Source organism: Helicobacter pylori (assembly GCF_016755635.1).
Taxonomy (GTDB): Bacteria; Campylobacterota; Campylobacteria; order Campylobacterales; family Helicobacteraceae; genus Helicobacter; species Helicobacter pylori_CQ.
The window spans coordinates 1,564,158-1,587,463 of record NZ_CP051500.1; the positions used below are offsets into that span (position 1 = coordinate 1,564,158).

General features: G+C 38.6%; 21 protein-coding genes and 1 pseudogene. 17 read left to right on the top strand and 5 right to left on the bottom strand.

Annotated elements, in window-relative coordinates; genetic code table 11:
• The first annotated feature begins 37 nt into the window (after nucleotides 1-37).
• Entirely contained in the window at nucleotides 38-1,180 is a 1,143-nt protein-coding gene (locus HG567_RS07375; RefSeq protein WP_202139680.1) for an alanine dehydrogenase, read from the top strand.
• 120 nt (nucleotides 1,181-1,300) lie between these two features.
• Nucleotides 1,301-3,103 (top strand): DUF262 domain-containing protein, encoded by a 1,803-nt coding sequence (locus HG567_RS07380; RefSeq protein ID WP_202139681.1) that lies wholly within the window; start codon nucleotides 1,301-1,303, stop codon nucleotides 3,101-3,103.
• Between the two features lie 10 nt (nucleotides 3,104-3,113).
• Here HG567_RS07380 and HG567_RS07385 read toward each other — a convergent pair whose 3' ends face one another.
• On the bottom strand, nucleotides 3,114-3,842 hold the full coding sequence (locus HG567_RS07385; RefSeq protein ID WP_202139682.1) for an outer membrane protein: 729 nt from the start codon (nucleotides 3,840-3,842) through the stop codon (nucleotides 3,114-3,116).
• A 183-nt stretch (nucleotides 3,843-4,025) separates the two neighbouring features.
• On the opposite strand from HG567_RS07385, the gene HG567_RS07390 reads away from it, so the two are divergent.
• The 5 genes from HG567_RS07390 (at nucleotide 4,026) to hcpG (ending at nucleotide 9,211) form a co-directional block, all read left to right on the top strand.
• Nucleotides 4,026-4,880 (top strand): NAD(+)/NADH kinase, encoded by an 855-nt coding sequence (locus HG567_RS07390; protein ID WP_202163808.1) that lies wholly within the window; start codon nucleotides 4,026-4,028, stop codon nucleotides 4,878-4,880.
• Between the two features lie 22 nt (nucleotides 4,881-4,902).
• A complete protein-coding gene (locus HG567_RS07395) occupies nucleotides 4,903-6,477 on the top strand; it encodes a DNA repair protein RecN (RefSeq protein WP_202163809.1) in 1,575 nt (524 codons plus the stop codon).
• Nucleotides 6,474-7,781 (top strand): NFACT family protein, encoded by a 1,308-nt coding sequence (locus tag HG567_RS07400; protein ID WP_202139685.1) that lies wholly within the window; start codon nucleotides 6,474-6,476, stop codon nucleotides 7,779-7,781. The genes HG567_RS07395 and HG567_RS07400 overlap by 4 nt, the downstream gene beginning before the upstream one ends.
• An 18-nt stretch (nucleotides 7,782-7,799) precedes the next feature.
• Complete coding sequence (locus tag HG567_RS07405; protein WP_000539108.1) at nucleotides 7,800-8,096, top strand: hypothetical protein; 297 nt, start codon at nucleotides 7,800-7,802, stop codon at nucleotides 8,094-8,096.
• A 137-nt stretch (nucleotides 8,097-8,233) separates the two neighbouring features.
• Nucleotides 8,234-9,211 (top strand): Sel1-like repeat protein HcpG, encoded by a 978-nt coding sequence (hcpG, locus tag HG567_RS07410; protein WP_202139686.1) that lies wholly within the window; start codon nucleotides 8,234-8,236, stop codon nucleotides 9,209-9,211.
• A 38-nt stretch (nucleotides 9,212-9,249) separates the two neighbouring features.
• Here the strand turns inward: hcpG and HG567_RS07415 are convergent, their stop codons facing one another.
• Nucleotides 9,250-10,113 (bottom strand): 3'-5' exonuclease, encoded by an 864-nt coding sequence (locus HG567_RS07415; protein WP_202139687.1) that lies wholly within the window; start codon nucleotides 10,111-10,113, stop codon nucleotides 9,250-9,252.
• Nucleotides 10,091-10,744: a ribulose-phosphate 3-epimerase gene (gene rpe, locus HG567_RS07420; protein ID WP_128065929.1), complete on the bottom strand. Its 654-nt coding sequence runs from the start codon at nucleotides 10,742-10,744 to the stop codon at nucleotides 10,091-10,093. The genes HG567_RS07415 and rpe overlap by 23 nt, the downstream gene beginning before the upstream one ends.
• Nucleotides 10,745-10,814: 70 nt before the next feature.
• On the opposite strand from rpe, the gene HG567_RS07425 reads away from it, so the two are divergent.
• Genes HG567_RS07425 through HG567_RS07440 form a run of 4 tightly spaced genes read left to right on the top strand, consistent with a single transcriptional unit; the run spans nucleotide 10,815 to nucleotide 13,523 of the window.
• Nucleotides 10,815-11,687 (top strand): class 1 fructose-bisphosphatase, encoded by an 873-nt coding sequence (locus tag HG567_RS07425; RefSeq protein ID WP_156551759.1) that lies wholly within the window; start codon nucleotides 10,815-10,817, stop codon nucleotides 11,685-11,687.
• Nucleotides 11,687-11,890, top strand: a complete 204-nt coding sequence (locus HG567_RS07430) for a hypothetical protein (protein ID WP_164858737.1) — start codon at nucleotides 11,687-11,689, stop codon at nucleotides 11,888-11,890. Before HG567_RS07425 ends, HG567_RS07430 begins: the two co-directional genes overlap by 1 nt.
• A 12-nt stretch (nucleotides 11,891-11,902) precedes the next feature.
• Nucleotides 11,903-12,799, top strand: coding sequence for an SAM-dependent methyltransferase (locus HG567_RS07435; protein WP_202139688.1), 897 nt, complete (start codon nucleotides 11,903-11,905; stop codon nucleotides 12,797-12,799).
• On the top strand, nucleotides 12,792-13,523 hold the full coding sequence (locus tag HG567_RS07440) for a type II restriction endonuclease (protein WP_202139689.1): 732 nt from the start codon (nucleotides 12,792-12,794) through the stop codon (nucleotides 13,521-13,523). The genes HG567_RS07435 and HG567_RS07440 overlap by 8 nt, the downstream gene beginning before the upstream one ends.
• Nucleotides 13,524-13,670: 147 nt before the next feature.
• Here the strand turns inward: HG567_RS07440 and tsf are convergent, their stop codons facing one another.
• Together tsf and rpsB are read right to left on the bottom strand one after the other, a co-directional pair.
• Nucleotides 13,671-14,738, bottom strand: coding sequence for a translation elongation factor Ts (tsf, locus tag HG567_RS07445; RefSeq protein ID WP_202139690.1), 1,068 nt, complete (start codon nucleotides 14,736-14,738; stop codon nucleotides 13,671-13,673).
• Nucleotides 14,738-15,532 carry a 30S ribosomal protein S2 gene (rpsB, locus tag HG567_RS07450; RefSeq protein ID WP_000258276.1) on the bottom strand — a complete coding sequence of 265 codons (795 nt, stop codon included), beginning with the start codon at nucleotides 15,530-15,532 and terminating at the stop codon, nucleotides 14,738-14,740. Before rpsB ends, tsf begins: the two co-directional genes overlap by 1 nt.
• Nucleotides 15,533-15,782: 250 nt before the next feature.
• On the opposite strand from rpsB, the gene HG567_RS07455 reads away from it, so the two are divergent.
• The 6 genes and pseudogenes from HG567_RS07455 to HG567_RS07485 all read left to right on the top strand — a co-directional run bounded on the left by HG567_RS07455 (nucleotide 15,783) and on the right by HG567_RS07485 (nucleotide 23,297).
• Nucleotides 15,783-18,626: a RecB-like helicase gene (locus tag HG567_RS07455; RefSeq protein WP_202163810.1), complete on the top strand. Its 2,844-nt coding sequence runs from the start codon at nucleotides 15,783-15,785 to the stop codon at nucleotides 18,624-18,626.
• A gap of 22 nt (nucleotides 18,627-18,648) precedes the next feature.
• Nucleotides 18,649-19,965, top strand: a complete 1,317-nt coding sequence (nhaA, locus tag HG567_RS07460; RefSeq protein WP_202139692.1) for a sodium/proton antiporter NhaA — start codon at nucleotides 18,649-18,651, stop codon at nucleotides 19,963-19,965.
• A gap of 47 nt (nucleotides 19,966-20,012) precedes the next feature.
• Nucleotides 20,013-20,396 carry a preprotein translocase subunit YajC gene (gene yajC, locus HG567_RS07465; protein ID WP_001921484.1) on the top strand — a complete coding sequence of 128 codons (384 nt, stop codon included), beginning with the start codon at nucleotides 20,013-20,015 and terminating at the stop codon, nucleotides 20,394-20,396.
• Nucleotides 20,393-21,969 (top strand): annotated as a pseudogene (secD, locus tag HG567_RS07475) (protein translocase subunit SecD). The gene yajC and the pseudogene secD overlap by 4 nt, the downstream one beginning before the upstream one ends.
• 8 nt (nucleotides 21,970-21,977) lie before the next feature.
• On the top strand, nucleotides 21,978-22,949 hold the full coding sequence (gene secF, locus HG567_RS07480; protein WP_197305193.1) for a protein translocase subunit SecF: 972 nt from the start codon (nucleotides 21,978-21,980) through the stop codon (nucleotides 22,947-22,949).
• 9 nt (nucleotides 22,950-22,958) lie between these two features.
• Nucleotides 22,959-23,297: a DUF6394 family protein gene (locus HG567_RS07485; protein WP_000383778.1), complete on the top strand. Its 339-nt coding sequence runs from the start codon at nucleotides 22,959-22,961 to the stop codon at nucleotides 23,295-23,297.
• Nucleotides 23,298-23,306: the final 9 nt, after the last annotated feature.

Consider the following 23,306-nt stretch of genomic DNA (forward strand, 5'->3'; position numbering starts at 1 on the left):
TATAATCATAACTGACACTACTATTTAAAGGATTAACATGACTATTGGGCTAGTCAAAGAAAGCATGGATTTAGAATCACGAGTGGCTTTGGTGCCTGATGATGTGGCGCTAATCATTCAAAAGGGCGTGGGGGTTTTAGTGGAAAATCAAGCCGGTGCTAATAGCGGTTATAGCAATGAAGCGTATGAGAGCGTGGGGGCTAAAATCGTGGATATTAAAACAGCGTGGGGGCAGGATTTGGTGGTCAAATGCAAAGAACCTTTAGAGCATGAATACCCTTTGTTGAAAGAAAAAGCCGTGCTGTTTAGTTATTTGGATCTAGCGTATCAAAAAAGCTTGTGCGAAATGTTTATAGATAAAAAAATCACTTCCATTTGCACTGAAACCATTGCCGGGCCTAAAAACGACTACCCTATTTTAGCGCCTATGAGCGTGGTGGCTGGGAGATTGGCTGCGCATTTAATCCAGCATTATTTACTGGCTTTAGAGCATGTTAAGGGGTTTATGGGTAAGGGGGTCATGCTAGGGGGGTTATCGGGTGCGCAAAGGGCTAAAATCGTCGTGGTTGGAGGCGGTGTGGTTGGCATGGAGAGTGCGAAAGTCTTAAGCCAAATGGGGGCTAAAGTAACGATTTTAGAATTAGACTACGCTAAATTGCAAAACCACCCCTATTATCATTTGTATGATTTAGAAGTTTTAAGCGTGAATGAAGCCAATATCATTCAAGCCTTAAGCGGAGCGGTGGGGCTAGTGGGAGCGGTGTTAGTTACAGCGAGCCAAACCCCTAAAGTGATCTTAAGAAGGCATTTAAAACACATGCAAAAACAAGGGGTAGTCATTGATGTGGCTTGCGATTTAGGGGGGTGCATAGAGACCATACACCAGACAAGCCATTCTAACCCGGTGTATGTGGAAGAAGATTTATTGCATTATGGCGTGCCGAACATGCCAGGGATTGTCGCTAAAACGAGTTCTACGGCTTATAGCCATGCGAGCGTGCCGTATTTGTTGTATTATTTAGAGCATGGCTTAAAAGGTTTTTTAACAGCCAACACTAAAATCGTGGCAAACACCCTTGGAGGCTTGAGCGCTTATAACGGCTATATCACCCAAGAAGGCATCGCTAAAGCGTTCAATCTGGCGTTCAAATCGCCTTCAGACATTTTAAAGGAGCTTTGAAGCGAGCTTTAAAAAGAGCATGGCGATAAACCATGCGTCTTCATGTGTGGAAATATTTCAAAAAAAAAAAAAAACACTTTTTAATGTTATAATCTACCCTAAATCATACAAGGGGTTTTTATGGCAAATGAAGTCAAAGGCGTAGATCGTCCATTAAAAGATATTTTAGCTACAGCACTTGTTTCTTATTACCAAATCCCTGATTACCAACGCCCTTATCAATGGACAGAAAAAAACTGCGAAAAGCTTTTAGACGATTTGTTTTCTAGCTATGAATATTATAAAGGAAGCGGTTATTTTTGCGGATCATTAGTTTTAATCGTAATTAACACAGATTCCGAAACTAACGCTGAAACCTATGATATTGTGGATGGTCAGCAACGCTTAAGCACTTTCATTCTGCTGGCAAAAGTTTTAGCCACCCTCTATAATAATGAAGTTTTAAACAATAAAACTAGCAAAGATTTTTTAGAAAAGAGTTTGGGCGATACTGATGGAGAAAAAAGAAAGCGGTTGACTTTTAATACTATAGGGCTTAACGCTAAAGATGATTTTCAAGATGCCTTAGATTTTTTTGACGATCTTGATGCAAGCAAGGGTAAGGATAGCAAGAGTAACGACCCAAGCAAGGGTAAGAACAGCTACTTGAAAAATGCGATTTGTTTAAAAAACTATCTTAAAGAGAAAGAGATTAAAGACATTAACGGTTTCATTAAGTGGTTGTATTTTAAGGTCGTATTTATCAAAACCACTTGCCCCAATGTGAGTATGGCGTTAAGGATTTTTAGTGTTTTAAATGCTAGAGGTTTGCCCTTGCATGCGATAGATGTTTTTAAGGTGGAGTTACTAAAAAAACTCGCTAACAAAAAGGATCAAGAAGAGTTTGTGTCTCGTTGGAGTGCCTTGCATCAAAAATGCTCAGGGAATGAGTCAAAATTTCCAAAGAGAAAAGAGAACAAGCGAGAGAAGAATGCCACAGAAACCTTATTCAGCTGGTATTTAATCTATCTCAATCCGGTAACTTCTAGAGAAAAAATGGAAAAAAGGCTCGTTACTTGGTTTAAAAATCTTAATAAACCCCCTTTAGAATACTTTAAGGGCGTAGAAGATTTCTATAACGCTTATTGTGAGGTGCTAGAAATGCAAGACCGACACGCTTACTTGCTCTCGTATAAAGATGATGATTATTTGCGTGTTATTTTGTGCGCCAGTTTGTTACACCGCTATAGCGATCAAGACATAGAGGCTTTAAAGGAGTTGTTGGTCAAGTTTTACTACCAAGATTGGGTTGCAGGGCAGACAAGATCCACACGCAGCCAAACTTGTTGCAATATCATTGATGCCTTGAAAGAAAAGAAAAGCGTAAGATACATCGCTTCTATTGTTGTAAAAAAATATTTAGATGATAAAAATATCACGCAACGCTTTAAGGACAATCTAAAAGACAGCAACTTATACACGAAATTCTACTTCGCTGGTAAATCCGTCAAAAAAAATTCATGGGTCAAACCCATTCTCATTTTAGTGGAATATTTCATGAGCGATAACGCCAACCCCGCTTATATTAAAATGGATGACGATTTGCATGTTGAACGCATTTTGCCCCAAAACCCCGATCCTTCAAGCCAATGGGTGAAAGACTTTAGCGAAGAAGAAAGAGGGTTATACACGCATTCTTTGGCCAACCTCACGCTTTTAGGAGGCACGAAAAACGCTCAAGCTTCAAATTTGGATTTCAAAGATAAAAAGAAAATCTACATGGGAGAAGAAATCAAGTTAAACAAGAAGAAACCTTTTAAGGTGATGACTTGCTATAAGATGACCATAGACATTGCACACAAATACACAGAATGGACGCCTAAAAGTTTAGAAAAAAGAAAAGAAGAGTTGATTCAAATCATTGAGAGCGTTCTAACGCTCTAGGGACGCGCCCCTAGAAAGTGAACACGTAATTCACATACCACGAATACACGCGCCTAAACCCTATATCCAAATTTTTTGCAGTGATGTAGGGGTTTTTCTTTAGCATGGGGAATTTCACGCCCGCTTCAATGCTAGAATGCTTTAAGATCCTTAAGCGAGCCCCCACATTGAATAAAAATTGGAAAGAAGTGGCTTTTTTGCTCACAAGGGCTTGTTCCACTAAAATGCCCTCAAAGCTCGGCGTTGCCATAAGCCATGAATTACCGGCCAATTGCACCCCACCAAAAGCCCCCAAACTCATGATGCCGTTATTAATGACATTGACCATCACATCCATAGCCCCCCCATAAGTGAGCATGTTCGGCTCAAAGGTTTTAGGATCAGCAAGGCTTGTTAAACGATTGATTTCTTGTTTCCCAAGAATTTGACCCGCCAATCGCGCCACTTCGCTGTTATAGTTAGGGTTTTTAAGCCTAATAGAATTGGCATGAGCGTAGTCAAAAAACCCATAAAGGCGTAAGCCAAAGTGTTTTTCAAAGAAAAATTGATACCCTAAAAGCGCGTCAAAGCCTTTGATAGTAGCGTTGGTGGCTTGTTTTTGAGAATTAATATCCGCATGCATTTGGGCTTGCCCTTGCAAATAACCCGCTCCTAAAAAAACGCCATTGCCATCCATGGCTAATAGCGCGTTCATAGAAACAATCAAAGCCAATAAAGATTGAGAAAAAAATTTTTTCATGTGTGATTTCTTAACATAATGTTTACATTCTTAAAAAGAATACCCAAAAAACAATTAAAAACGATTAAAGAATGAAACATTAACCACAATAAAAACTTTTCATGAATTTCACATAAGATGATAAAAAAGCATTAAAACCCCTTTTTTAAAATTTTGTTTCAAGCTTTAAGCTACAATATACGAATGAAAGATTCACATCAAACTATCGGCGTGTTTGTGCGGCCTACTCATTATCAAAACCCTCTTTTTAACGAGCTAGAGCAGGCTAAAGAATGGGTTTTAAAGCTTTTAGAAGATGAGGGGTTTGAAAGCTTTATGATTGATAGCCTTGATGGGGCAAAAGATGAACGATTGATAGAAAAAGCTGATGCGTTTTTGTGTTTAGGGGGCGATGGCACGATTTTAGGGGCTTTAAGAATGACGCATTCTTACAATAAGCCATGTTTTGGGGTTAGAATTGGGAATTTAGGGTTTTTGAGCGCGGTTGAATTGAACGGGTTGAAAGATTTCTTACAAGATCTCAAGCAAGATAGGATCAAATTAGAAGAACATTTGGCTTTAGAGGGCCGTATTGGAAACACCTCTTTTTATGCGATCAATGAAATCGTGATCGCCAAGAAAAAAGCTTTAGGGGTTTTAGACATCAAGGCATGCGTGGGCCATACGCCCTTTAACACCTATAAAGGCGATGGGCTTATCATTGCCACGCCCCTAGGCTCAACCGCTTATAATTTGAGCGCTCATGGGCCGATTGTGCATGCCTTAAGCCAAAGCTATATTTTAACGCCCCTGTGCGATTTTTCTTTAACGCAACGCCCTTTAGTGTTAGGAGCGGAATTTTGCTTGAATTTTTGTGCTCATGAAGACGCTCTTGTGGTCATTGATGGGCAAGCCACCTATGATTTGAAAGCTAACCAACCCCTATACATTCAAAAAAGCCCCACGACCACCAAACTCTTACAAAAAAATTCAAGGGATTATTTTAAAGTGCTTAAAGAAAAGCTATTATGGGGGGAAAGCCCTAGCAAAAAAAGATAAAAAAGATAAAAGGGTAAAAAACATGCGAGATTTCAATAACGCTCAAATCACACGCTTAAAAGTGCGTCAAAACGCTGTTTTTGAAAAATTGGATTTGGAGTTTAAAGACGGCTTGAGCGCGATTAGTGGGGCTAGTGGGGTGGGCAAAAGTGTTCTGATTGCGAGCCTTTTAGGGGCGTTTGGGCTTAAAGAGAGCAACGCTTCAAACATTGAAGTGGAATTGATCGCACCCTTTTTAGACACGGAAGAATACGGCATTTTTAGAGAAGATAACCACGAACCTTTAGTCATCAGCGTGATTAAAAAAGAAAAAACGCGCTATTTTTTAAACCAAACAAGCCTGTCTAAAAACACGCTCAAAGCGTTATTAAAAGGTTTGATCAAACGCCTATCCAACGACAGATTTAGCCAGAATGAACTCAATGATATTTTAATGCTCTCCTTATTAGATGGCTATATTAAAAACAAAAACAAGGCGTTTAGCCCCCTTTTAGACGCGTTTGAAGAAAAATTCACCCATTTAGAAAAGCTAGAAAAAGAAAGGCGATCGTTAGAGGATAAAAAGCGTTTCCAAAAGGATTTAGAAGAGCGTTTGAATTTTGAAAAAATGAAATTAGAGAGATTGGATTTAAAAGAAGATGAATACGAACGCCTTTTAGAGCAAAAAAAATTGCTTTCTAGTAAGGAAAAATTGAACGATAAAATCGCTTTGGCGTTAGAGGTGCTAGAAAATACCCATAAAATCACGCATGCTTTAGAGAGCGTGGGCCATAGCGCTGAGTTTTTAAAAAGCGCTTTATTAGAAGCGAGCGTTCTATTGGAAAAAGAGCAGGCTAAATTAGAAGAGTGCGAGCGTTTGGATATTGAAAAAGTGCTAGAAAGGCTTGGCATGCTAAGTGGGATCATTAAGGATTACGGGAGTATTATGCATGCTAAAGAACGATTAGGGCATGTTAAAAACGAATTGCATAATTTAAAAGAAATTGATAGCCATTGCGAAACTTACTACAAAGAAATAGAGCAACTAAAAACCGAATGCTTGAAATTGTGCGAAGAAATAAGCGGCTTTAGAAAAGAGTATTTAGCCGGTTTTAACGCTCTTTTAAGCGCTAAAGCGAAAGATTTGCTCCTAAAAAGCCCCAGTTTGGTTTTAGAAGAAGCCCCCATGAGCGAAAAAGGTGCTCAAAAACTCGTTTTGAATTTGCAAAATTCCCAATTAGAAACCTTAAGCTCTGGAGAATACAGCCGCTTGAGGTTGGCGTTCATGCTTTTAGAAATGGAGTTTTTAAAGGATTTTAAAGGCGTGTTGGTGTTAGATGAAATGGATTCCAATTTGAGTGGTGAAGAGAGTTTAGCAGTCTCTAAAGCCCTTGAAACCTTAAGCAGCCATTCGCAAATCTTTGCCATTTCGCACCAAGTCCATATCCCAGCGCTCGCTAAAAACCATATTTTAGTCTTCAAAGAAAACCACAAAAGCCTTGCAAAAACCCTTAATAACGAAGAAAGGGTTTTAGAAATCGCGCGCATGATAGGGGGGAGCGAAAACATAGAGAGCGCGATTTCTTTCGCTAAAGAAAAATTAAAGGCGCAAGAATGAAATTTTTTCTTTTAAAGAAATTCAGCGAATTTTTAAACACCCAAACGCATTTTAATCTCAAACGCTTGAGCGCGTCTAGTTTTTTATTAGAGGCTTTTTCTAAAGAAAAACACGCCTTTGTTTTAGATTTGAATGCGCCTTATATCGGTTTGTCCAAAAAACCCCCAGAGAGCGTTTTAAAAAACACTTTAGCGTTAGATTTTTGTTTGAATAAATTCACCAAAAACGCCAAAATTTTACAAGCAAACGTCATTGATAACGATCGGATTTTAGAAATCACAGGCGCTAAAGATTTGGCTTATAAGAGTGAAAATTTTATTTTGCGTTTAGAAATGATCCCTAAAAAAGCCAACCTCATGATTTTAGATAAAGAAAAATGCGTGATAGAAGCCTTTCGTTTTAATGACAGGGTCGCTAAAAACGATATTTTAGGGGCATTGCCTCCTAATATTTACGAGCATCAAGAAGAGGATTTGGATTTTAAGGGATTGTTAGACATTTTAGAAAAAGATTTTTTATCCTATCAGCACAAAGAATTGGAACACAAAAAAAATCAAATCATCAAGCGATTAAATATTCAAAAAGAACGCTTGAAAGAAAAATTAGAAAAATTAGAAGATCCTAAAAATTTACAGCTGGAAGCGAAAGAATTGCAAACTCAAGCCCAGCTCTTGCTCACTTACCAGCATTTAATCCATAAGCATGAAAATTGCGTGGTTTTAAAGGATTTTGAAGATAAAGAATGCGCGATTGAAATTGATAAGAGCATGCCCTTAAACGCTTTTATCAATAAAAAATTCACTCTCAGTAAAAAAAAGAAACAAAAATCGCAATTCTTGTATTTAGAAGAAGAGAATTTGAAAGAAAAAATCGCTTTTAAAGAAAATCAAATCAACTATGTTAAAGGAGCACAAGAAGAAAGCGTTTTAGAAATGTTTATTCCGGTAAAAAATTCTAAAATCAAACGCCCGATGAGCGGGTATGAAGTGCTGTATTATAAGGATTTTAAAATCGGTTTAGGGAAAAACCAAAAAGAGAATATCAAACTCTTACAAGACGCAAGAGCGAATGATTTGTGGATGCATGTAAGAAATATTCCTGGATCGCATTTGATCGTTTTTTGCCAAAAGAACGCACCCAAAGATGAGGTCATTATGGAATTAGCCAAAATGTTGATTAAAATGCAAAAAGATGTGTTTAATAGTTACGAAATTGACTACACGCAGCGAAAATTTGTCAAAATCATCAAAGGAGCTAATGTCATTTACTCAAAATACCGAACTATTAGTCTAAAGGACACTTAAACACTTAAGGAGGTTAGCATGGGTGTTTCCGCTTTAGGCAATGTAACTTATATCAATCAAAACGCTCCTTTAAATTCTGCTATCCAACAGGGTGCAAGAAGTGATATGCTGGATTTAGCACAAAGCTTTCAAAGCAAGCTTGAATTAGCCCAAGAAACAAGGGCGTTAGAAAACATGCAAGCTATTAGCGATAAGGACTCTAAAGAAGGCTCCAAAAACCGCTATCCAAACAGCCAAAGGGCTAAGGCGTTTGGCTTGGAAGAAGAAGAAATTGAATTGTGGCATGAAGAACATTTGCTGGATATTGTGGGGTAGGGTGTCGCGAATAACCCCTATCCTTTCATGAGTTTAAAATAAAATAATCAAGTCTCCGTTTTTTAAACATTAAAAGATTTTAGCTATCAATATCAATCACAATAGAATCTTGTATTTTTAACAAAAGGGAATGCGCCATGTTAAGGGGTGTCAAAAAAGCGGTTTTTAGGGTTTTGTGTTTGGGGGCGTTGTGTTTAGGGGGGTTAATGGCAGAGCAAGACTCTAAAGAGCTTATATTTTCAGGTATCACTATTTACACGGATAAAGATTTCACTAGGGCTAAGGAATATTTTGAAAAAGCTTGCGAATTACACGATGCTGATGGTTGCGCGATCTTAAGAGAGGCTTATTCTAAAGTCATAGCGAGAGAAAACGCAAGAGAAAGTATTGAAAAAGCTCTTGAACACACCGCTACTGCTAAAGCTTGCAAATCAAACGATGCTGAAAAATGCAAGGACTTAGCAGAGTTTTATTTTAATGCAAACGATCTTAAAAATGCTTTAGAATATTACTCTAAATCTTGTAAGTTAAATAATGTTGAAGGGTGTATGCTGTCAGCAACTTTTTATAACGATATGATAAAGGGTTTGAAAAAAGATAAAAAAGATCTAGAATATTATTCTAAAGCTTGCGAGTTAAACTATGGCGATGGCTGTGCGATTTTAGGGGGTATTTATCATAATGGTGAAGGCGTAACACAAAATTTTAAAAAAGCTTTCAAATATTACTCTAAAGCTTGCGAGTTGAATAATGGTGAAGGGTGTTCTAAATTAGGAGGGGATTATTTTCTTGGTGAAAGCGTAACGCAAGATCTTAAAAAAGCTTTTGGATATTACTCTAAAGCTTGCGAATTAAACGAGGCTCTAACATGCACGCTTGTAGGAGAGTTTTATCGTGATGGCGAAGGCGTAGCAAAGGATCTTAAAAAAGCTTTTGAATATTCTGCCAAAGCTTGTGAATTGAACGATGCTAAAGGGTGTTACGCTCTAGCAGCGTTTTATAATGAGGGTAAAGGCGTAGCAAAGGATGAAAAACAAACGACAGAAAACCTTGAAAAGAGTTGCAAGCTAGGATTAAAAGAAGCATGCGATATTCTCAAAGAACAAAAACAATAAAATCCTAGCCCTATTAAGCCCCATTAAACAGCTTTCGTTTAACTGGTCGCTTTTATGATATTTAACAAGCCCTTTGTCCTCTCAAAAAGAGAAAATGGCGGTGGAATCTCTTGGTATCTGGCCTTTGGGGGTCTTTTGATCAAAGTGTTAGCGCATTTGGAAAAATCAATCAAATCCATTGTCGTTTTGATGTAGCTAGGCAAGTTTAACAGGCATATTTCAAAGAGTTTATAGCTCGCTAAAGCGTCCGCATAGGCTCTGTGGCTGACTTCTATGCCAAACCCTAAAAGCTCTTTTAAAAAGCTCAAAGAATAACGCATGGATAAAATAGCTCGTTTGGATAAATCCAGAGTGCAAAGCTTTAAATTCAATAAGGGGCAATGCAATTTTTCCACAAAATAACGCCCTAAAAAGTTGTAATCAAAATTAGCGTTATGGGCCACAAACACGCTATTGCCTAAAAAAAGCCGCAGTTCTTGCAAAGCTTCATGCACGCTTGGGGCGTTTAGGGTGTCTTCATAAGCGATGCCTGTAAGCTCAGCGATATAATCAGGAACGCTTTTGACTTTCACAAGGGTTTCAAAACGATTGATAATTTCCCCCCCTTTCACTTGCACGGCCCCGATTTCTAAAATCTCATGTTTTATGGGGCAAGAGCCGGTGGTCTCTAAATCAATAAAGGAAAAAACCTCATCTTTAAGGGGGGTTTTAAGGTTTTTGAGCGTGATTAAATTTTCGCTCGTTTCTATGAAATTAAGCCCGCACGCTTTTAAATATTCCAAATTGATTTCATCATAAATAAGGCGAGAGAGCGATTTTTCTAGCATGCCCAAGCTTAAATCCTGGTGCTTTAAGCGAGCGATTAGGGCTTGAATGTCTTTATGCAAGAGGCTGTCTAGCATTCTGTAAGCCTTCAATAGCCAGCTTACGATCTTTGGATTTAAAAATATAACTCCCTGAAACCACCACATCCACGCCCGCTTGTTGGAGTTCAAAGATATTTTTATCATTCACGCCACCATCCACTTCTAAAAGGCAGCTCGGGTTGTAGCGTTTGATCAATTCCTTGACTTTCAGGCACTTTTCTAGCACCAGATCTAAAAACTTCTGCCCGCCAAAGCCCGGATTCACGCTCATTAAAAGCACTAGCCCCACGCTTTCTAGCAAGTATTTAACGCTCTCTTCATGCGTGTGGGGGTTTAGGACAATTCCTGGCGTGATGCCTGAATTTTTAATGAGTTGCAACACCCTGTGGGGGTGTTTTTCATTTTCTGCATGAATGCTGATGATTTGCGGTTTTAAAGGAGCGAACAATTCTACAAAAAAGCTCGCATTTTCTACCATTAAATGCACATCTAAAGGCACTTGGCTCATTTGAGTAACATTCTCTAAAACCACAGGCCCCATCGTTAAATTAGGCACATAATGCCCATCCATCACATCCACATGCAAAAAATCAGCGTTACTCACGCTCTCTATCTCTTTGGCTAAATGCATAAAATCAGCGCTCAAAAGGCTCGGAGCTACTTTCAAAATACTTCCCTATTTTCAATGTTTTCAAGTAAAATATTAGCATCTTTAATCAAATCATAAAAGGGTTTTTATGGATTACAAACATTTTAAAGGCAAGCATGCAAACATCGTTATAGAAATCATCAGTCTTTTAGAAAAAGGGGTTAAAAAAGCCCAAGAAATTTTAGAAAAGCCGGACGCTGGGAGTTACACTAAGCTAGAAAACAGCAGCGGGGATACGCCTATTAAAGCGGATTTAGCCCTAGATAAGTTTTTAGAAGAAAATTTTTTGAGTTTAGAAAACATCAAAAGCGTTTTTAGCGAAGAAAAAGAAACGCCCGTTACTAAAAAAAACGGCTCTTACTTGATCGCTTATGACCCCTTAGATGGGAGTTCAGTGATGGAGGCGAATTTCTTAGTAGGCACGATTATAGGGATTTATGAAAAGGATTATAAGGCGCAAAATTTAGTTGCAAGCCTTTATGTGGTTTTTGGGCATAAAATAGAATTAGTGGTGGCTTTAGACAAGGTTTATCGTTACGCTTTTTATCAAAACAAGTTCCATTTTATAGAAACCATCGTTTTAGAAAATAAGGGTAAAATCATCGCTAGCGGAGGCAATCAAAAGGATTTTTCTTTGGGCTTAAAAAAGGCTTTAGAAGGGTTTTTTGCAGAAAATTACCGCTTACGATACTCAGGATCTATGGTGGCTGATGTCCATCATGTGTTGGTTAAAAAGGGCGGAATGTTTTCCTACCCGCAAAAGAAATTGCGAAAGCTTTTTGAAGTCTTTCCTTTGGCCTTGATGGTTGAAAAAGCTAAAGGGGAAGCGTTTTATTTTGATAAGGGGGTTAAAAAGCGTTTGCTAGAGCAAAGCGTAGAAAGCTACCATGAAAAAAGCGAATGCTATTTAGCTAGTCCGCATGAAGCTCACATTTTAGAAAAATATTTAAAGGGAGAATGATGCAAAATAGCACTAAAAAATTAGAATACGAAGAGCGTTTTAATGACGCTCTTTTGAAATTAAAAGCATGCCAAGAGGAAAAGCAGGTAACGAGTTGCTTGAAATGCGAGAAGGTTTTAAAATGCGAAATCCGCAACAGCTATGTGGATGCGGCTTATGAGAGCATGAGTTTAGGCGAAGCGGGCGGGTTTGATTTCAATTAAAATGGGATTAAAATGGCTAGTAATACTATCTTGCAAAAGAATTTAGACGCTTTTTACACCCACCCCAAAATCGTGCGATTTTGTTTGGATTTATTAAAAGATCTCATCGCTCAAAATCTAGGGCTAGACTTAAACGCATTCTATTTTTTAGAGCCAAGTGCAGGGAGTGGGAGCTTTGTTGATGCATTAAAAGAATTAGGGATTGCTGATTGCATCGCCCTTGATATTGCCCCTAAAGCTCAAGGCATTCAAAAAAAAGATTATTTGTTGGAATTGATTGAGTTTAACAAAAAGCGTGTTATTATTGGCAACCCTCCTTTTGGGCATAGAGGGAAATTAGCCCTAGATTTTTTAAACAAATCTTTAAACGAAGCGCCTATTACAGCGTTTATTTTGCCCAATTTATTCAAACGCTATTCTATTCAAAAACACATTGATAAGCGTGCAAAATTGGTTTTAAACGCTGATTTAGAGAAAAACGCTTTTATTTTTAATGAACGGCCCTATGATGTGAAATGCGTTTTTCAAATCTATATGCATAAAAATATCGCCCTAAATCTTAAAGACGAGCGCATCATTGCACCCCCTAAAATCCGCCATAATGACTTTATTACTTACATTCATAACAACACACCACACACCCTAAAATATTTCAACAAAGAAAAATACCAATGGGATTTTGCGGTGGTGAGACAAGGCTTTTATGATTACAACGAAAAGATCACCAATGCAAATTTACTGATTAAAAACCGACAATATTTTTTTATTAAAGCCCATTCCAAAGAAGCTTTAATGATTATCCATGAAATTGATTTCAACAAACTCGCTCATAAAAACACGCAAGTTTTAGGGTTTTCTACTTATGATTTTGTGGAAGAATATTGCAAATTAAAGGAAATGCATGCTTGAAAAAGTGTTCCAAGAAATTACCAATAAAAGAAAGTTTTTTGCAAATTCTAGCACAGGGGAGCAGTTTGAAAACAAATTCAGGAATGAATTAAAAAAACACTTTAGCGAAATCAACGGCGATTTAACAGAAGAATTAAGCCATATTGAAGAAAAGCCTAATAAGGAAATCAAAACCACTTTTAACCAACTCAAAAAGCAAGTTTTAGAAAAAAACCACCAACACACCCTTAAAAACCCTTTTTCAAACCTTACAAGCCATTTTTTATACCAGCCTTTTGGCTCACAAAATTACCCTGATTTTTTGGTTTTTATTTTTGATCATGTGGTGGGGATTGAAATCAAGTTTTCTAAAAACGATAAGGGTGAAAAAAACCTTCAAGCATCTCGCCCCATGTGGAATTCAAACCTGCCTAAACCCAATGCGATTTATGTGTATGGAGTCGCTAATGCAGACATCACTTTTTTTAAAGGCTCAGATATTTTGAGTTATGAAACTAGAGAAGTCTTGCTCAAGTATTTTGATACTTTAGATAAAGATGAAGAAAGTTTGAAAAACGCCTTAAAGGATTTAGAAAACCCTTTTGGGTTTGCCCCCTACATCAGAAAAGCTTATGAGCATAAAAAGGAATTTTCTAACCACCACCAGATTGAAAGCTTCTTTTCGCCTAACCACATTTTAAGAGAACAGAATGTCTTAGAATTTTTGAAAACGCTCACTCACTAGCATATTTATTTCCCATTTATCTATTTCTTGTAAAATACAAGTTTATTTTTAATATAAAGAAATTGATGATCAGTCTTAAAAACGAGATTAAATAAAGAAAGTTGAAAGGTTAGAAGAAACAACCTTTAAAGGTTGTTTGCTAAAATCTCACTTCATTTGCAAAGCCACTTCTTCAGCGAAATTCTCTGCCTTTTTCTCAATGCCTTCGCCCAATTCAAAACGCACATACTCAGTGATTTTTAAATCATCATCCCACTCTTTGGAACAATCAGCGATGACTTGAGCGATAGTTTTTTTATCGTCCATGACATAGAATTGCCCTAAAAGGGTCAGGCGTTGATCAATAAGGGTGTTATCAGCGATGAATCTTTCCATTTTTCCAGGAACGATTTTATCCCAGATTTTTTCAGGCTTGCCTTGCGCTTTTAATTCGTCTTCAAAAGCTTTTTTTTGGTGTGCTAAAACTTCATCGCTCAATTCAATGCGGCTCCCAAAAGTGGGGATGTTTTTCAAAGGTTTGCCCAAACGTTTAGCCTCTTCATTGTCTTTTTCAATTTCAGCGATCAAGGCTAAAGTTTCTTTTTTGACAAAATCAAGGCTAAAGTCTTTGCAATCTAATACTTGAGGTTTCATCGCTGCGGCATGCATAGCGATGTTTCGGGCCAGTTCAACCACTTTTGGAGCGTTTTTCTCATTATTGTATTTTATACCGATTAACACGCCCACTCTGGCGTTAGAATGCGCATAGCCATTGATGATATGAGAGCTAGGGGCTTTTAAATGAGCGATTTTCCTCACTAAAATGTTTTCACCAATCACAGCGATTTGAGAGTGCAAATATTCTTCAAAAGGCTTGTTGTCTAACGGGCTTTTAAGCAGTTCTTCTGGGGTATGAATATGGTGGGCTTTGATCGTTTCTAAAGTTTTTTTAACCAATTCCTTAAAGCCCTCATTTTTAGCCACAAAATCCGTTTCGCTATTGATTTCTACCATCATTGCGCTTTTAAAATCAGGCGCTACTTCTAAAGCGACTACGCCCTCAGCAGCGATCCTATCGGCTTTTTTAGCGGCTTTACTCAAGCCTTTTTCACGCAAGAAATCAATGGCCTTTTGCAAATCCCCAGCCACTTCCACAAGGGCTTTTTTGCAATCCATCATGCCCGCATCGGTTAAGTCCCTTAATTTTTTGACTAATTGAGCGCTAATTCCTGACATTATTCGGCTCCTTGAGTGATTTCTTTTTGGATTTCAGCGAGCATTTCTTCTTTTTCTTCATTGCTCACAAACTCTATCTCTTCGCTATTTTCATCCGCATGGACGATTTCTTCTTGCATGAGTTCTCGCCCCTCTAAAATCGCTTCGCTCATTTCTTTACAAAATAGCCTAATAGAGCGGATCGCATCGTCATTTCCAGGAATGGGGTAATCCACTAAATCAGGATCGCAGTTGGTGTCTAAGGGAGCCACGATAGGGATATGGAGTTTTCTTGCTTCAGCGACAGCGATTTTTTCTTTAGCCACATCAATTACAAAAATCATATCAGGGATTTTTTTCATGTGGCGCACCCCGCCAAGATATTTATCCAGCTTTTCTTTTTTCCTTAAAATCATGAGTTTTTCTTTTTTAGTCAATAGATCAATTTGACCGCTATTTTCCATTTCTTCAATGATTTCTAATTTTCTCACCGATTTTCTAATGGTGCTAAAATTAGTCAGCATGCCACCAAGCCAGCGGTAATTGACATAAGGGACTTGAATGCTTTCAGCAAATTCTTTCAAAGTTTCATTGGCTTGTTTTTTAGTGCCTACAAACATGATGCTCTTGCCTTGAGCGCTCGCATCGCGCACGATGTTATAAGTGTATCTAAAATAGCGCAAAGTTTTTTGCAAATCAATAATATGGATATTTTTCCTAACGCCAAAAATGAATTTCTTGGTTTTAGGGTTCCAACGCCTTGTTTGGTGTCCAAAATGCACACCGCATTCTAATAAATCTTTCATGGTTACCATGAGAATATTCTCCTTAAAGTTATTTTGGTTCTCTTCCTCCATGCTCATTTGATTCTTAAATTTCTTAAGAACACCTAAATACAAGGATTAGCATGTGTGAATTTGACGCTGTCTTTGCCTTTGATTCCTATAAAATGATAGAAAAACGACAAAACCCTATGATTATAGCAAAAGATTAGGGTTTTTTAGCTTAAGCAAAAAAGGCTTTTAGGTTATAATAAAGGCAAAATAGAATTTTAGGATAGATCTAATGGACACAAAAAGACAATGCATGGCTTTAAAGGCTTCAGCAGGAAGCGGGAAGACTTTCGCTTTGAGCGTGCGGTTTTTAGCCCTATTGTTTAAGGGGGCTAATCCTAGTGAGATTTTAACGCTCACTTTCACTAAAAAAGCCACCGCCGAAATGAAAGAGCGCATTTTAGACTATTTAAAAATTTTGCAAAAAGAAAACCTTGAGAGCGAAGAAAAAGAAAAATCCCAAAATATCTTAAAAGAATTAGAAGAAAAATACCATTTAGACCCTAGTTTGGTGCGAAATAGCGCTCCAAAAATCTACCAACGCTTTTTAAACGCCGAAATCAGAATCAGCACCATTGACGCGTTTTTCCAAAGCATTTTAAGGAAATTTTGCTGGTTTGTGGGGTTGAGCGCGAATTTTGAAGTCAATGAAGACACAAAAGCGCACCAACAACAGCTCAATGCGAGTTTTTTGAGCGCTTTAAATAATGAACAGCTTGAAGAATTGAGCATTTTTATCGCTCAATGCTTAAGTTATGATAATTACACAAGCGATTCTATTTTAGAGCGGTTGCGTTTTTTAAAAAACAAGCTCTACTTATTTGATCCTAATAAGAAAGAGCCTGCATTTGATGAAGAGGGTTTTTTGGAAAAACTAAGAAGCTTAAATAATCAAATTCAAAGCATAGAAACAGCGTCAGATAGGGCTAAAACAGCCATTAAATGCGATAGTTTTAGGGGATTTTTAAACAGCTCTTTAACCTGGCTTGAAAAAAAGAGCGAATATCAATCTTTCAAAAAACTTAAAAGTGAAATCCCCACTTTAGAGAGCGAATGCGAAGAGATTGAAAACGATTTAAAACGCTATTATGAAGCCAAAGAAACCGCAATATTTAAAAAATTCCCTAAATTCATCCAACTTTATGATAACGCCACTTCTAAAATCCAAGCCCTGGATTTTGATGCGATTAAAGATAAAGTCCATGTCTTATTGAATGGTTATGAAGAAATGCCGGCGGAGTTTTTTTATTTCAGGTTGGACAGCAAGATTGCGCACATTTTGATTGATGAATTTCAAGACACGAGTTTGAACGATTATAAGATTTTAGCCCCTTTTATTGATGAAATTAAAGCCGGGATAGGGCAAGCAAAATGGCACAGGAGCGTGTTTTTTGTGGGCGATGTCAAGCAGAGCATTTATGCCTTTAGGGGGAGTTTTAGTTCTTTGTTTGAAAGCGTTTCTAAGGATTTTTACCACGATAATTTACAATTCAACCACCGCAGTGCGCCTTTAATCATTAATTATGTGAACACCATTTTTAAAAAGGCTTATCAAAATTCCCCCACCGCTTATTTGGAGCAAAAATACCCTAAAACTTCTCCAAATAAACATGTTACAGACGGCTATGTTAAAGTTTCTTTAGTGGCTGATGAAAGAGAATTGCTATTAGAACAAATCTTACAAGAAGCTCAAAACCTTTTAGAACATCATATTGAGCCTAAAGACATTACCATTTTATGCGCCACCAATAAGGACGCTTTAGAAATCAAAAATTATTTGCAAGAGCGTTTGAGCGAAATTTGCCCAAGCACGGAATCTAGCGCAAAATTGTCTCAATTTGTAGAATCTAAAATCATTAAGAACGCTTTAAAATACGCTCTAGCTGAAGAATCTTACAAGCCCTTTTACAAGCACAGCGTTTTAAAACTCGCTGGATACTTGCATGATGATGCGATCGTTCTACCCAGTTTTAACCCCAAAAAAGAGAGCGTGGCAAGCTTTGTGTGGAAGGTGATGGAATTGTTTGAGCTTTATGGAGAGCCTGCACAAAGCTGCTTGGAATTGGCGGTTGAGTGCGAAGACGCCGATGGATTTTTAGAAAAATTAGAGGCTAAAGCGATCGCTTCTTCCCATTCAAAAGGCGCACAGATCATGACCATCCACAAATCTAAAGGCATGCAATTCCCTTATGTGATCGTGTGCGAACGCTTGGGCAATCCTAATTCAAATCACTCCAATCAACTCCTTGAAGAATATAATGGCGCAGAGCTTATTCGCCTTTATTACAGAATGAAAAATCGTGAGGTCGTGGATAAAGATTACGCTAGGGCTTTAGACAAAGAAGAAGCGGCTAAAGATCATGAAGAAATTAATGTGTATTATGTCGCATTCACTAGGGCTGAGTTAGGGCTGATTGTCGTGGCCAAAGACAAAAAAGAAAGCAAAAAAGAAAGCAAAAACAAAACAATGCGCGAACAATTGGATCTTACGCCTTTAGAAGAGGGAGAAATTACGCCGGTTATTTCTCCACAAAAAGAGCCTTTAATTACAAGCACTCTCATCAAGCCCCATGCCTATGGCGAGCAAGTCCAAGAGATAGAAGAAGAGCCAGAGAGCGATTATGAAAAGAATAACGACCAGGAAGCGATCAATTTTGGTATCGCTTTGCACAAGGGGTTAGAATACCAATACGCTTACAACATTCCTAAACAAAGCGTTTTAGAATATTTAAACTACCATCATGGTTTTTATGGTTTGGATTACCAGGCGTTAGAAGAAAGTTTAGAGCTTTTTGAAAACGATGCAGAGATACAAGCTCTTTTTAAAAATCATGCCTTAAAAGGCGAAGCGGCTTTTTTATTCCAGGGGGTTGTGTCTAGGATTGATGTTTTGTTGTGGGATAAGGGGCAAAATTTGTATGTTTTAGATTATAAAAGCTCTCAAAATTACCAACAAAGCCATAAAGCGCAAGTGTCTCATTACGCTGAGTTTTTAAAAACTCAAGCCCCCCATTTTAAGATACAAGCGGGCATTATTTACGCTCATAAAAGACTGCTTGAAAAATTATGGGTTTGAAATTAAAATTTTAAGGTTGTCTATGAATCTCAAAAAAACAGAAAACGCGCTCAGTTTGACGCTTAAGAACTTCATTAAAAGCGAGTCTTTTGGAGGGATTTTCCTCTTTTTAAACGCTGTTTTAGCGATGGTGGTGGCTAATTCGTTTTTAAAAGAAAGTTATTTTGCACTATGGCACACCCCTTTTGGGTTTCAAATAGGGGATTTTTTTATCGGCTTTAGTTTGCACAACTGGATTGATGATGTCTTAATGGCGTTATTCTTTTTAATGATAGGATTAGAGATCAAGCGAGAATTGTTATTTGGGGAATTATCCAGTTTCAAAAAAGCTTCTTTCCCTGTGATTGCGGCTCTTGGGGGCATGATAGCTCCAGGATTGATTTATTTTTTCCTTAACGCTAACACGCCCTCTCAGCATGGTTTTGGGATCCCTATGGCGACGGATATTGCGTTCGCTTTAGGCGTGATCATGCTTTTAGGCAAGAGGGTGCCAACCGCCTTAAAGGTTTTTTTAATCACTCTAGCGGTGGCTGATGATTTGGGGGCTATTGTGGTGATCGCACTCTTTTATACCACGAATTTAAAATTCGCATGGCTTTTAGGGGCTTTAGGGGTGGTTCTTATCTTGGCGGTATTGAACCGCTTGAATGCCCGCTCGCTCGTCCCTTACTTGCTTTTAGGGGTGTTGCTTTGGTTTTGCGTACATCAAAGCGGTATCCATGCGACGATCGCTGCAGTGATTCTAGCTTTTATGATACCGGTGAAAATCCCTAAAGATTCTAAAAATGTAGAGCTTTTAGAACTGGGCAAGCGATACGCAGAAACGAGTTCAGGAGCGCTTTTGACCAAAGAGCAGCAAGAAATCTTGCATTCTATTGAAGAAAAAGCGAGCGCTTTACAAAGCCCCTTAGAAAGATTGGAGCATTTTTTAGCCCCCATTAGCGGGTATTTCATCATGCCTTTATTCGCGTTTGCAAACGCTGGGGTGAGCGTTGATTCTAGCATCAATTTAGAAGTGGATAAGGTGCTTTTAGGGGTTATTTTAGGGCTTTGTTTGGGCAAGCCTTTAGGGATTTTCTTAATCACTTTTATAGGCGAAAAGCTTAAAATCACCGCACGCCCTAAAGGCATCAGCTGGTGGCATATTTTAGGGGCTGGGCTTTTAGCAGGGATTGGCTTTACCATGTCTATGTTTATTTCTAATCTGGCTTTCACGAGCGAGCATAAAGACGCTATGGAAGTGGCAAAGATTGCGATTTTGCTCGGATCTTTGATTTCTGGGATCATAGGGGCTTTGTATTTATTCGCACTAGACAAGAGAGTAACTTTAAAGAAATAGCTAAAAATGCTATAATTTGAGATTAAAACATCTTTTAAGGAAATTAAATGGGACAAATTAAAGACATTCTAACGACGCTTTTACCCCTTGTGGTGTTGTTTCTTATTTTTTATTTTTTGATCGTTCGCCCGCAACGCCAGCAACAAAAAAAGCACAAAGAAATGATAGAGGGCTTGACTAAGGGCGATAAAATTGTCACTCAAGGAGGGTTCATCGTTGAGGTGCTTAAAGCGGAAGCGAATTTTTTTAGCGTGAAGCTCAATGATGACACCACCGCTAAACTTTCTAAAAACTATGTAGCGTTCAAATTAGACGAATTGGATCAATTTGGTTTGGCAGAGCCTATAGTCATTCAGCAAGGCAGAGAAGAAATTTCGGCAAGATTATCCGGTGCTAAAACTTTGAAACAACGCCAAATAACAACTGAATGAAACTTTTTAACCCTCGTTTAATCGTTTTTATTTGCGCGCTTCTTTTAGGGGTAGGGTTTTCTGTGCCTTCTTTACTAGAAACTAAAGGCCCTAAGATCACTTTAGGTTTGGATTTAAGGGGGGGTTGAACATGCTTTTAGGGGTACAAACCGATGAGGCTTTAAAAAACAAGTATTTAAGCTTGGCGTCCGCTTTAGAATACAACGCTAAAAAGCAAAATATCTTGCTTAAAGACATTAAGTCCAGTTTAGAAGGGATCAGTTTTGAGCTTTTAGATGAAGATGAAGCGAAAAAATTAGACGCGCTTTTATTGGAATTGCAAGGCCATAGCCAGTTTGAAATCAAAAAAGAAGCGGGGTTTTATAGCGTGAAGCTCACCCCTTTAGAGCAAGAAGAATTGCGTAAAAACACGATTTTGCAAGTGATAGGGATCATCCGTAACCGCTTGGATCAATTTGGTTTGGCAGAGCCTGTAGTCATTCAGCAAGGTAAAGAAGAAATTTCGGTGCAATTGCCCGGCATTAAGACTTTAGAAGAAGAACGGCGCGCTAAAGACTTGATTTCAAGATCCGCTCATTTGCAGATGATGGCGGTGGATGAAGAACACAATAAAGATGCGATGAAAATGACGGATTTAGAGGCTCAAAAATTAGGCAGCGTGTTGTTGTCTGATGTGGAAATGGGGGGTAAAATCTTACTCAAAGCGATCCCCATTTTAGATGGCGAAATGCTTACGGACGCTAAAGTGGTGTATGATCAAAACAACCAGCCGGTGGTGAGCTTCACGCTTGATGCGCAAGGGGCTAAGATTTTTGGGGATTTCTCAGGCGCGAATGTGGGTAAACGCATGGCGATTGTTTTAGACAATAAGGTCTATTCAGCCCCGGTGATTAGGGAGCGTATTGGCGGAGGGAGCGGGCAAATTAGCGGGAATTTTAGCGTGGCTCAAGCGAGCGATTTAGCGATCGCTTTAAGGAGTGGGGCGATGAGTGCACCCATTCAGGTTTTAGAAAAAAGGATTGTAGGCCCGAGTTTAGGGAAAGATAGCATTAAAACTTCCATTATCGCTCTAGTTGGAGGCTTTATTTTAGTGATGGGCTTTATGGTGCTTTATTACTCTATGGCGGGAGTGATCGCTTGCATGGCGTTAGTGGTCAATCTTTTTTTGATTGTGGCGGTCATGGCGATTTTTGGAGCGACGCTGACTTTACCGGGAATGGCAGGGATTGTCTTAACCGTGGGGATTGCCGTGGATGCTAATATCATTATCAACGAGCGCATTAGAGAAGTCTTAAGAGAGAATGAGGGCATCGCTAAAGCGATCCATTTAGGCTATATCAATGCGAGTAGAGCGATTTTTGATTCCAATATCACTTCCTTGATCGCTTCAGTGTTGTTATACGCTTATGGCACAGGAGCGATTAAAGGCTTTGCCCTAACCACAGGCATTGGGATTTTAGCCTCTATCATCACCGCTATTATAGGCACGCAAGGGATTTATCAAGCCCTTTTACCTAAATTAGCCCAAACAAAAAGCCTTTACTTTTGGTTTGGCGTGAATAAAAGAGCTTAGGAGGTTTTATGGAATTATTCAAACAAGTTAGAATCTTAAGCTTCATGCGTTATTCCAATTATGGGGTGATCGTTTCAGCGATCTTGGTGCTTCTAGCGTTGGGGCTTTTGTTTTTCAAAGGGTTTTCTTTAGGGATTGATTTTGCGGGGGGGAGTTTGGTGCAGGTGCGTTACACTCAAAACGCCCCTATTAAAGAAGTGCGCGATCTTTTTGAAAAAGAAGCTCGCTTCAAGGGCGTTCAAGTGAGCGAATTTGGCTCTAAAGAAGAAATTTTAATCAAATTCCCTTTTGTAGAAACGGCTGAAAATGAAGATTTGAACGCTATCGTGGCTAACATTCTAAAACCCAGTGGCGATTTTGAAATCCGTAAATTTGACACCGTGGGGCCTAGAGTGGGGAGCGAATTGAAAGAAAAGGGCATTTTGTCGCTGATTTTAGCGTTAATGGCGATCATGGTTTATGTGAGTTTCCGCTATGAATGGCGTTTTGCTTTAGCGAGCGTTATTGCACTTATGCATGATGTGATTTTAGTGGCAAGCTCAGTGATTGTTTTTAAGATTGATATGAATTTGGAAGTGATTGCGGCTTTACTCACCTTGATTGGGTATTCTATTAATGATACGATCATTATCTTTGATAGGATCAGAGAAGAGATGCTCTCTCAAAAAACCAAAAATGCCACTCAAGCCATTGATGAAGCCATTTCTAGCACGCTCACGCGCACGCTTTTAACTTCTTTAACCGTGTTTTTTGTGGTGTTGATTTTGTGCGTGTTTGGGAGTAAGATCATCATTGGCTTTTCATTGCCCATGCTAATAGGCACGATTGTAGGGACTTATAGCTCTATTTTCATCGCCCCTAAAGTAGCGTTATTGTTAGGTTTTGATATGGGTAAATATTATGAGAATGAGGCTAGAAAAATCAAAAAAGCTCAAGAGAAAGAAAAAATGCGCCGTTTGTATGAGGGCGGTCAAGTTTAAGGAGTTTCTATGGATTGGGGTCGGGTCGTTCATGTGCTGTTCAGCCTTATTTCTTTAACCACCATTGCAGGGTTTTTGTATGAGCCTAATACGGTGGTGTTGTTTGTAGCGTTAGCTTTAAACCTTATTTCTGTTACGCTCAAAATTGGGGTGATCAAGCGTTTCGCTTCAGAGCTGTTGGCCAGCTCTTTAGCTACCGTGTTGCACCTCATACCGGCGTTTGTGTTTTTACAGATTTTAAACAATTTGGTTACCGCTTACATGCTCATGATCGGGGCGTTGATTAGCAACGCTTTTAGCCTTATCTTTTTGTTGATTGAAAGCGTTGTAACGAGCGAAACAGATTAAGGGGTAGTG